The following is a 9,339-nucleotide window of genomic DNA, read 5'->3' as shown; positions in this document are numbered from 1 at the left end:
TGCCGAAGAGGATTGCAACTGACTTTCCCCGCTATCGGGTCCATCTGCGGCTGATGATATTTTGGCCATGGTTGGCGCGGCTCAGGCTGGGTTGGGTGTCGTTCGGATGCCCATTTTCCTGGACGCGCAGCGGCTGATCTGGTGCACAGAGCCGCTACTGCTGCCACAAACCTATGCAGATATCTGGGTGGTGGGGCACCCTGATATCTGGCCATCGCGAAAATTGAGTGCTTTTCGGGACATTCTGATCCCGTATTGCAGGTCGCACCGCGACAGCCTTGTCGCCTGACTCTCCTAGCCTGCCGCATAGCCGATTGCGTCGAGTGCCGCCGCCTTGCTGGAGCGCGCGATCTGGTCAGCGGCGGGACCTGATCCCACAGCCCGCGAGAGGGTAAGCCCGCCAATCAGTGTCGACAGGAACGCCCATGCAATTGCTTCGCGTTCGGCCGCAGACCCTGCCTTCGGCAGGTGGTCTGCAATCTCTTTGATGATGCGGCTCATCAGTTCCGCGTATTCGGTTCGCACAGCTGGATCTGTCCTGATCACGTCCGGCGTCAGACTGGTCATTGCGCAACCGCCCTCTAGGTCCATCCGGTGACCTTTTCCAAGATAATAGTCTGCAAAAGCTTCAGGCCACTGGGCGCCATGCTTCTTGCGATACTCGGGCAAAGCGGCAAGGACGTCTTCCAGACCGGCGACAAGTGCCGCCCGGAACGCATCGTTCTTGGATTTCAGATGGGCATAAAATGCACCGGACGTGACACCAGCATCTTTCGCTATTGAGTCGACCCCGATCCCTGAATAGCCCTCTTTTCGAAACGCCCGGCCCGACGCCTCTAGCAGTTTCATCTTAGTTGATTCTGATTTTTTCAAGCTAAGTCAATCCTTTACCTCAAAAAATAACGTTCACTATATTTTTGATTGACGGCGGGCGCCAATCGGAATAGCGATATATAGGGATCGTTATATTTCGTTACCCACCCCAAGGCAACCACCAAGGTAGGTGGCCCCAATCTTAAGGAGAAAACGACATGGCTTCACGTGTGCCCCGGCACGCGCCCGGTGGAACTGCGCCAATGTCACGGCGCAAAGTTACCGCAGGGCTGGCCGCTATTCCCCTCGCGGCAATAGGGCTGACTGTTCACAGGTCAGCTGCAACTGCGCAATCCAATCAAAAGGAACGCCAAACTATGCCTGCCAACGCCTTCGTTTACACGGAATTGCAAGCGTCCGTGCCCTTCACGGATGTTCCTTGGGAAAAGCTGAATGCTGCCATCGCGGCCCAACCCGGGTTTGTTGACAAAACGTGGTTTTCCGGGCTGGGCAACCATTCTGTCGGCGGGCTTTACGGGTTTGCGAGCGTCGATGATGCGCTGCTGTACTGCACGGATTTTTTCCCTGCTCTGGCCCGTGACTTTGGCGTGGCGCAAACAACGCGGGTCTTTGATAATCAGGCAACCGCAGAGGCCAGCGCGGCGATGGATGCGCCCCATTTTGGCGGACGGGTCACAGCCGAGCCCCGCGCATTTGTTTACACCGAAGTGCAGGTCGCGGTTCCATTTGAAAACGCACCATGGCAGGACCGAAATCCGGTCTTGCGCAGGCAAAAGGGACTGTTGTCCAAGATCTGGCTAAGTGGACACAACACAAACACGCTGGGTGGCTTGGACGCCTTCGACACTGTCGAAAATGCGTTGGACTTTGCCATCAATGAATTCCCGAAAACGACAGCCGCGATGAACGCTGCCTTCTATACGCGCGTCTTCGATGCCCGTGTGACCGAGGCCGCAAGCCGCGGCCTCAACTCTCCCTACTACCTTTAACCTCTTCAACTGAACGGAAATGACATGAAACTGAACTCTCTTTCTGGTGCCATCATGGCGCTTGCGATGTCGTCAACTGCTGCAATGGCTGCCGACTGCTTTGAAATGGGCGGCGTCGCCATCCCTAACTTCTTTGGCGAAGGCGAAGGTCAGCCGATGATCATCTCGGCCACTTTGACTGGCGCGGTTCAAAACGCGGCTGGCAAGATCACGGCCACCCGCGAGACTGAAACGGGCCTTGAGATGGACATGGAACATTACTTTGGCCGTGACGATGGCGGCGCATTCCAAACAAAGGATCTGGGCGTTCTGACCGCCGTGCCGGGCAAACCGGGCCGCTTTATGATCGAAATCACCTACGACATTCAGCCAGACGTCACACGCGGCACGATGAAGGGCTACTCAGGCCAGTTCAACAGCTATGGCCTCGTTGATTTGCGCGACGATGACAACCTTGTTGGGCTGGTCCGCTACCAGGGTGAAATCTGCCGCTAAAATAAGCTACCGGGGACAGGCAGTGTTTGTCCCCGGTCCTTTGGATCCTTCAGGGGTATCATTATGAACACTCAGTCAACGTACCCAAACACCCCGCACGCCATTCTTTATTCGATGGTCCGTGTCCGAGACCTCGATCGGTCCTTGCGCTTTTATTGCGATGCACTCGGGATGCAGGAATTGCGTCGAGAGACTTTTACAGCTGCTGAATTTACGCTGGTCTTTGTCGGTTATCCCGACAGCAGCGCAATGATTGAGCTGACCTATAACTGGGGCGAGCACAGCTATTCGCACGGCACCGGATATGGACACATCGCATTGGAGGTTCTCGACATACACCAGACCTGCCTTCATCTGGCCGGGCTGGGCGTTGAAATCACCCGAAACCCGGGCCCGATGAAAGCGGCACCGGATGAAACCGGCGAACACGAAACCATCGCCTTCATCAAAGACCCTGACGGCTACAATATTGAGCTAATCCAAGCGCCCTAGGCGTGCCTACAAGCGATGAGGCACGGCTGACGTGGATCACAAACGCTTTGGGCACGGCAATCTATGAAACGAGACACACCATGACGAGCAACCGCACTTCAGGAAAACACAGGGTTCACAGACTCAGTAGGTCTCTGTCTCTGACCTTGTTCTTAACTGCCATGATCGCCGTTCCAATACCGGCGTTGGCGGATGGGCCCCATCTGATGTCAACGAAAGTCGCCGAAAACCTGTACATGCTGACAGGCGATGGTGGGAACATCGGCGTCATGATCGGGGACGATGGCACGTTTCTTATCGACGATCAGATGGCACCTGCTTTGCCGGAATTGCTTGCGCTTATAAACCAATTGGGGGGCGAGCCTCCCCGGTTCCTGATCAACACCCATTTCCATTTTGACCATACTGGCGGAAATGAACTTCTTGGCGGGACAGGTACAACGATTTTCAGTCACGAGATGGCCCGCACGCGTCTTGCTGATGGAAGTGATATTCCTCTTTTTGATTTGTCGTTTCAGCCGATGGCAAGCGATGGATTGCCCGTTGTCACCTTTAAGGACTCGATGAGCTTCCATTTAAATGGCGACATAGTGCGCGCCGTCCATACGCCCCGGGCACACACGGACGGAGACTTGGTGGTATTTTTTGAGATGGCCAATGTCGTGCACGCGGGGGACGTATTCTTCAACGGCATCTATCCGGTGATTGATACTCACAATGGCGGTACCTTGCAGGGCACGATCAGTGCCGTTGAAATGCTACGCGACCACACCGATGAACATACCAAAGTCATCCCGGGCCACGGCTCGTTGGGATCCCGCGATGACCTCTTGGATTACCTCGCAATGCTTCAGTATGCCCGCGATGAACTCAGCAAACTGAAAGGCGAAGGAAAAACGCGCCAGCAAGTAGTCGATCTTAGGCCGCTAGACCAATTTGATGCCAAATGGTCTGGGGGATTTTTCTCAACGGACATTTGGACTGGACTGATGTTCGACGCGCTTTAGCAGTGCCTTGCGTGAGGTGTTTTGAACGCTCTCTGGAAAGGGAATTGCCCCACTAAAGAACATCACAGTGAAAACTGCATTTCCATCGCGAGATGATCAATCAGCGGGAATAGAGCATGACTGACTTTTACCCTTCGTCGCGCATCTTCAACCGATGGCCAACTTTCACAATGGCCTCAAGCGCAGGCACAAGTTCACCGCCCAGCTCTGTAAGGGCATATTCGACGGATGGGGGCGAGGTTGGTTGCACGTTCCGGGACAACACTCCGCGCTGCTCAAGCTCCGTCAGCCGTGTGGAGAGCACCTTGGCTGAAATTGGCGGAATGTCGGTACGCAACTCGTTAAAGCGGCGCGGGCCAGCACGCAGCGACCAAATCACATTGGCGGCCCAAGCGCCGGAGATCACCGCCATACAATGCGTCAGCATACAAGGCTGCGGCGGTTCGGGGCTTTGGTTTTTGCGGACTTTGAGCGGCATGGCAGGTGACTAGGTTTCCTTTGGGTAACTCGATAATTAAGTATCCTTTAGATACCTAGTTGTCAACGGTTATCAAAGTCATCATCTCTGAACTGTCACCAAAGCAAACAGGAGCTAAGACAAATGAAACTTTACTACAAACCCGGCGCATGCTCGTTGGCATCCCACATCATTCTGAATGAACTTCAGATTCCGTTCGATCTGGATAAGACAGACACCGATACAAACAAAACAGAGGCCGGCGATGATTTCCTCAAAATCAGTCCGAACGGCTATGTTCCAGCTCTAATCACCGACGAAGGCGACATCATCACCGAAAATCCAGCCGTGCTGCAGTATTTGGCCGATCAGTCACCCGCTGCCGGTCTCGCGCCACCGAACGGTACGTTGGCACGTACCCGGCTTCAGGAAACTCTGAATTTCATCTCGTCAGAGCTGCACAAATCCTTCAGCCCATTTTTTACGGGTCGGGAGCTTGATGGCGATGCAAGAAAGAGGGTCGAGGCAGGTGTCGGGCGCCGCGCGGCGCATGTCGAGCAACGTCTCGCAGACGGTCGTCGCTTTCTGCTAGGTGACACGTTCACCGTCGCAGATGCATATGCATTTGTGGTGCTGAATTGGGCAGGTTTTGTCGGGCTCAGCCTTGACGCGCATCCGAAAACCCAGGCTTACGTGGCACGTATTGTGGCACGTCCCGCCTCGATCAAAGCGATGATTGCCGAGGGCCTGATGGAGCAGGCGGCATGACTGCATTTGCGGCAGTAACAGAGGTGATAGAGACCTATTTCGACGGTCTCTATCACGCCGATACGGACAGGCTGGCTAAAACGTTTCACCCAAAGGCGATCTACGCGACAGCGGATGAAGCACCACTGCTGTATCGCACGATGGATGAGTATTTCGCGGTAGTGGCCAAGCGCGTGTCCCCGGCCTCGCGCAATGAACCTCGGCGTGATGTGATCGAATCCGTAGAATTCGCAGGTGAAAACACCGCCTTTGCCCGTGTGCGATGTTCCATTGGGACAAAGGATTTCATCGATTTCTTGACGCTTGTGCGAACCGACGGCGCATGGTCGATCATGGCCAAAATCTTTCAAATCACTGAACGCGCGACCTGAAAGGAAGCGATATGCCCTATGTAAATATCAAAGTAACACGTGAAGGTGTCACCCCGGATCAGAAGGCCGCGTTGATCAACGGCGTCACCGACTTGCTGGTGCGGATCCTCGACAAGTCTCCGGCGACAACTTTTGTCGTCATTGACGAAGTTGCGCTTGAGGATTGGGGGATCGGAGGTCTACCGGTCGACCAGTATAGACGCGACGCGGCAGGTTGACCTGAATGGCCATCCGCACATCCCTTTGTGATCTCTTCGACATCGAACATCCCGTCCTGTTGGCACCTATGGCAGGTGTCAGCGGCGGGGCGCTTGCTGCGGCCGTGAGCAAGGCAGGTGGTTTGGGCCTGGTCGGCGGCGGTTATGGCGACGCCGATTGGCTCAAACGCGAATTCGACGCAGCAGGTAATGCGCGGATCGGGGTCGGCTTTATCACTTGGTCATTGGCCCGTAAGCCCGAACTGCTCGATCTTACCCTGGCACGAAACCCGGCAGCGCTCATGCTCTCGTTCGGTGATTTTAAACCGTTTCTCCGTCAGATCAGGGACGCGCAGACAAAGCTGATCGTTCAGGTGCAGACGCTCGAACAAGCGCGTGAAGCTGTCGATGCTGGCGTTGATGCCATTGTGGCGCAGGGCACAGAGGCAGGCGGACACGGCGGCACCAGAGCGACGTTGCCCCTCATCCCGGCGGTTGTGGACATCGCGCAAGGAATACCAGTCATCGCGGCAGGCGGTATCGCTGATGGACGTGGTCTGGCTGCGGCTCTGGCGCTTGACGCGTCCGGCGTCTTGTGTGGAACCGCCTTCTTTGCCAGCGATGAATCCCTCGCCAGTGAAAATGCCAAACAAGCTGCTCTGCGCGGTTCGGGCGACGATACTGAACGCAGTTCCGTATTCGACATGGCACGTGGGCTCAATTGGCCTTCGGATTGGAACCTGAGCACGATGCGCAATACCTTCACGCGGCGGTGGAGCGGGGATATTGTCGGCTTGGGCGAAAACCTTGCAGAAGAGCAAATCCGTTTCAACGCCGCTTCGGCAGCGGGTGACACGGATGTAGCCGCCGTGATCGTCGGCGAAGCTGCTGACCTCGTTCGAAACCGTGGGCCTGCGCAAGCCACTCTTCAGGACATGACTTCACAAGCCGGAGAAATCTTGCAGCGCCTTGGCCGACGTGTGGAACCCTTCAAAGAGGATTCAGAGAATGCCAAAACTTAACGGAAGCTGCCTGTGCGGCGCGGTCTCGTTCGAGGTCGTCAACGCGTTCGACACAATGTTCTTGTGTAGTTGCGATCAGTGCAGACAGATCACCGGATCGGCCTTTGCATCAAATCTGTTCATAGCAGCCGATGGGTTCAACTGGCTGAGCGGTGCCGATGAAGTTGCCACCTACCAACTGCCGGCGCGAGACATCTCCAAATCATTCTGCCGTGTCTGCGGATCAGGCGTTCCCTGGGCAAGCGGCGACGGAATGAAAATGATCGTTCCAGCGGGATCTCTGCGCGGGGAGCCGGAAGTGGTCAAAAAGTACAGGATATTCATTTCTGAACAACCGTCTTGGTCCTCATGTCTTGATCAGGTTGAGGCATGTGAGGGGCTTCCCCCATAGCGTAGTGTTCTTTTGCTTTGCGATCGACCGGGAAGCGGCCGTAACAACACCACCTTGGCACCCGCAAATGCGAAACCTTAGTCAGAAAATAACATGTAAGGAGAAGCCGTTGATTACCTGTTACGTTCAATATGAACTGAACCCAACTAAAATTCCCGAATTCGAAGAATATGCGCGTGTGTGGATTCCCTTGGTCGAAAAATCTGCAGGAACGCATCACGGGTACTATTTGCCGCACGAAAGCCCGAACGACCTTGCCGTCTGCCTGTTTTCGTTCCCCTCTCTGGCGGATTATGAGGCCTATCGCATCAAGAGCCTGACAGACAGCGCATGCCAGAAAGCATATAATTTTGCCGAGGATATAGACTGTATCAGGCGCTATGACCGTCACTTTTTGCGTCCATTGGAAATGCCCAGCTAGGTCGGCGCAATCCGCCATTTTTGGCGCAAGCAAATTCATGAAATCTGTCTGGAGCTTCGTTATGAGCCGCCCGCCGCTTCCGCCATTTTCCGAAACAACTGCCGCGCAAAAAGTGCGCGCCGCCGAGGATGGTTGGAACAGCCGAGACCCCCAGCGCGTGACGCAGGCCTATACCGACGACAGCCAGTGGCGGAACCGGTCTGAACTCCTCACAGGACATATCGAAATCGAAGCATTCCTGTCGCGCAAATGGCAGCGCGAACATCACTATCGTCTAATCAAGGAACTCTGGGCATGGACACAAAACCGGATCGCCGTGCGCTTTGCCTACGAATGGTGTGATGACGACGCGCAGTGGTTCCGGTCCTATGGCAACGAGAACTGGGATTTTGCGGTAGACGGGCGGATGTGCCGCCGTATTGCCAGCATCAACGATATGCCAATCATGGAACAGTCGCGTCTGTTTCACTGGCCCTCGGGTCGCCGTCCGGACGAGCATCCAGGGCTGACCGAGTTGAATCTCTGATTTTGCTGTCACGATACTGGACGTTCGTGAAAGCATGCTCTCGTATTTTGAACCTGCGCAAACGAAAATCTGACGGGCCGTGGCTGCAACGGCGTCCGCAACACGGAGCAAGCGAAGCGCATCGGACGTTAACATCCCGAGATCCCCGCAGAAGTCGATAATCTCTTCGAGCAGAGTTGTCACCGCACTCCGTGTGAGTTGATCAATTCCCGATCGTGACAATTTCGGCTGAGGAGGACCGGCGCAATCCGGCTCTTTACTTCCAACTTCCAAACCGTTTTCTGATTTCCCGGCAGTTATAAGGCATCGCAAAGCAGCCATTTGCGCAGCCGCAGCGAATTCATCGTTCGTCCCGCACTTGAAACGTCGACCACCGCCAAGATCGTGCAGGCGCAGCGAACGTCGGCTATGCGGGCTGCAACCGCAGCATCCGGGACAACTGCTGGAGGTCGGCTTAGGGCCGGTTTAGCTTCCAGAATACTCGTGAACAACAAAGTGCGCGAGCTGTTCACTTGCCAATTCCAGTACGGTCTTTTGCCATTCTTCAAGGACCAAGGAGTCCGGTTCGAGGCGACTAATAGGCTTCTGCCATCCAATAAATGATCCTAAATGATCTGGAATGATTGATGTGCGGCCCTGGTACGCATATTCAGAAGCCAGTTGAATCGCGTGCGCTTCGCGCTCTAATCGCCAACAATAGTAGTATTCCCACCAATCCTTGGTTGTTATGCTCTCTCTAGCCATAAGTTTTTGCCGCAGTACGTTCTGCGCTTTTTGGGCCTCAACGAAACTATCCTCATCTGCGACTTTCTGTTTCAAATGAGACCACTCATGAAAAACCAGACCGAATATCAAGCTTTTGCAAGCTTCACATGAGTTCAATCCGTTTGGAACTGGGAGCTTCAATATGCTGTAAGGCGGCGGGCTATCAGCCACAGGTTCGATGTAGGAGTCCGAAATAAAGAATTTGACCCCTTGCGGGTCATGGCCTTGAGCAAAGCGAGAATCGCCTCCAACTGCCGTGGAGCATCCTGTCCACCACATTTCCCCAACGTGACCAGCAATTTCCTTGGCACGCCTATATTCCGTTGGACAGAATTCAATAACCATAATTCTCAGTACCTGGTCTTAAGTTCTCCGGAAAGACCCGAACGATCAATTGTCGTCGGCCTGCAAGGTCTGCTTCGGTGAAGCTGCGTTGCGGCAATTGCGGGTTTGGTCAACGGCATCTGTGGGTGGCTCCTGCATTGCAAGCGTTTTCTGGCGATGTTTGCGGTCATTTTCGTCAGTACCTTCGTCTGTCCGGCCTGTTTATGCGGTGGTGTTCCGCTGGCCCTGATGAATTCCGCGAGCGAGGTTCCAATCGGGT

15 protein-coding genes are annotated in these 9,339 nt (G+C 54.8%); 12 read left to right on the top strand and 3 right to left on the bottom strand.

Annotated elements, in window-relative coordinates:
- The first annotated feature begins 106 nt into the window (after window positions 1–106).
- The gene (locus ACFWW2_RS01100) at window positions 107–289 is read left to right on the top strand and encodes a hypothetical protein (RefSeq protein WP_393925518.1); all 183 of its coding nucleotides are present in this window, start codon (window positions 107–109) and stop codon (window positions 287–289) included.
- A 5-nt stretch (window positions 290–294) separates the two neighbouring features.
- On the opposite strand, the gene ACFWW2_RS01095 is transcribed toward ACFWW2_RS01100, so the two are convergent.
- Window positions 295–849: a TetR/AcrR family transcriptional regulator gene (locus ACFWW2_RS01095; RefSeq protein WP_393925517.1), complete on the bottom strand. Its 555-nt coding sequence runs from the start codon at window positions 847–849 to the stop codon at window positions 295–297.
- Between the two features lie 341 nt (window positions 850–1,190).
- On the opposite strand from ACFWW2_RS01095, the gene ACFWW2_RS01090 reads away from it, so the two are divergent.
- From ACFWW2_RS01090 to ACFWW2_RS01075, 4 genes are all read left to right on the top strand, one after another.
- On the top strand, window positions 1,191–1,823 hold the full coding sequence (locus ACFWW2_RS01090) for a YdhR family protein (protein WP_298970184.1): 633 nt from the start codon (window positions 1,191–1,193) through the stop codon (window positions 1,821–1,823).
- 24 nt (window positions 1,824–1,847) lie between these two features.
- A complete protein-coding gene (locus ACFWW2_RS01085; RefSeq protein WP_393925516.1) occupies window positions 1,848–2,318 on the top strand; it encodes a hypothetical protein in 471 nt (156 codons plus the stop codon).
- A gap of 63 nt (window positions 2,319–2,381) precedes the next feature.
- A complete protein-coding gene (gene gloA / locus ACFWW2_RS01080; RefSeq protein WP_393925515.1) occupies window positions 2,382–2,810 on the top strand; it encodes a lactoylglutathione lyase in 429 nt (142 codons plus the stop codon).
- A gap of 206 nt (window positions 2,811–3,016) precedes the next feature.
- Complete coding sequence (locus ACFWW2_RS01075; protein WP_393925514.1) at window positions 3,017–3,817, top strand: MBL fold metallo-hydrolase; 801 nt, start codon at window positions 3,017–3,019, stop codon at window positions 3,815–3,817.
- Window positions 3,818–3,944: 127 nt separating this feature from the next.
- On the opposite strand, the gene ACFWW2_RS01070 is transcribed toward ACFWW2_RS01075, so the two are convergent.
- Window positions 3,945–4,295 (bottom strand): winged helix-turn-helix transcriptional regulator, encoded by a 351-nt coding sequence (locus ACFWW2_RS01070; protein WP_393925513.1) that lies wholly within the window; start codon window positions 4,293–4,295, stop codon window positions 3,945–3,947.
- Window positions 4,296–4,418: 123 nt separating this feature from the next.
- Here ACFWW2_RS01070 and gstA point away from each other — a divergent pair, with 123 nt between their 5' ends.
- The 7 genes from gstA to ACFWW2_RS01035 all read left to right on the top strand — a co-directional run bounded on the left by gstA (window position 4,419) and on the right by ACFWW2_RS01035 (window position 7,970).
- Window positions 4,419–5,042, top strand: coding sequence for a glutathione transferase GstA (gene gstA, locus ACFWW2_RS01065; protein WP_393925512.1), 624 nt, complete (start codon window positions 4,419–4,421; stop codon window positions 5,040–5,042).
- Window positions 5,039–5,413: a nuclear transport factor 2 family protein gene (locus ACFWW2_RS01060; protein WP_393925511.1), complete on the top strand. Its 375-nt coding sequence runs from the start codon at window positions 5,039–5,041 to the stop codon at window positions 5,411–5,413. Before gstA ends, ACFWW2_RS01060 begins: the two co-directional genes overlap by 4 nt.
- 11 nt (window positions 5,414–5,424) lie before the next feature.
- On the top strand, window positions 5,425–5,631 hold the full coding sequence (locus tag ACFWW2_RS01055; protein ID WP_298970172.1) for a tautomerase family protein: 207 nt from the start codon (window positions 5,425–5,427) through the stop codon (window positions 5,629–5,631).
- A gap of 5 nt (window positions 5,632–5,636) precedes the next feature.
- Entirely contained in the window at window positions 5,637–6,632 is a 996-nt protein-coding gene (locus ACFWW2_RS01050) for an NAD(P)H-dependent flavin oxidoreductase (protein WP_393925510.1), read from the top strand.
- Window positions 6,619–7,023 carry a GFA family protein gene (locus tag ACFWW2_RS01045; protein WP_393925509.1) on the top strand — a complete coding sequence of 135 codons (405 nt, stop codon included), beginning with the start codon at window positions 6,619–6,621 and terminating at the stop codon, window positions 7,021–7,023. Before ACFWW2_RS01050 ends, ACFWW2_RS01045 begins: the two co-directional genes overlap by 14 nt.
- 109 nt (window positions 7,024–7,132) lie before the next feature.
- Complete coding sequence (locus ACFWW2_RS01040) at window positions 7,133–7,444, top strand: NIPSNAP family protein (protein ID WP_393925508.1); 312 nt, start codon at window positions 7,133–7,135, stop codon at window positions 7,442–7,444.
- A 61-nt stretch (window positions 7,445–7,505) separates the two neighbouring features.
- Complete coding sequence (locus ACFWW2_RS01035; RefSeq protein ID WP_393925507.1) at window positions 7,506–7,970, top strand: DUF1348 family protein; 465 nt, start codon at window positions 7,506–7,508, stop codon at window positions 7,968–7,970.
- A gap of 465 nt (window positions 7,971–8,435) precedes the next feature.
- On the opposite strand, the gene ACFWW2_RS01030 is transcribed toward ACFWW2_RS01035, so the two are convergent.
- Window positions 8,436–9,080 (bottom strand): hypothetical protein, encoded by a 645-nt coding sequence (locus ACFWW2_RS01030; RefSeq protein ID WP_393925506.1) that lies wholly within the window; start codon window positions 9,078–9,080, stop codon window positions 8,436–8,438.
- Window positions 9,081–9,339: the final 259 nt, after the last annotated feature.

The sequence above is a fragment of the Yoonia sp. R2-816 genome (assembly GCF_046762905.1).
Classification (GTDB): Bacteria; Pseudomonadota; Alphaproteobacteria; order Rhodobacterales; family Rhodobacteraceae; genus Yoonia.
Note: the sequence above shows the minus strand (reverse complement) of the source record. Positions and strands in the feature narration are given on the sequence as shown.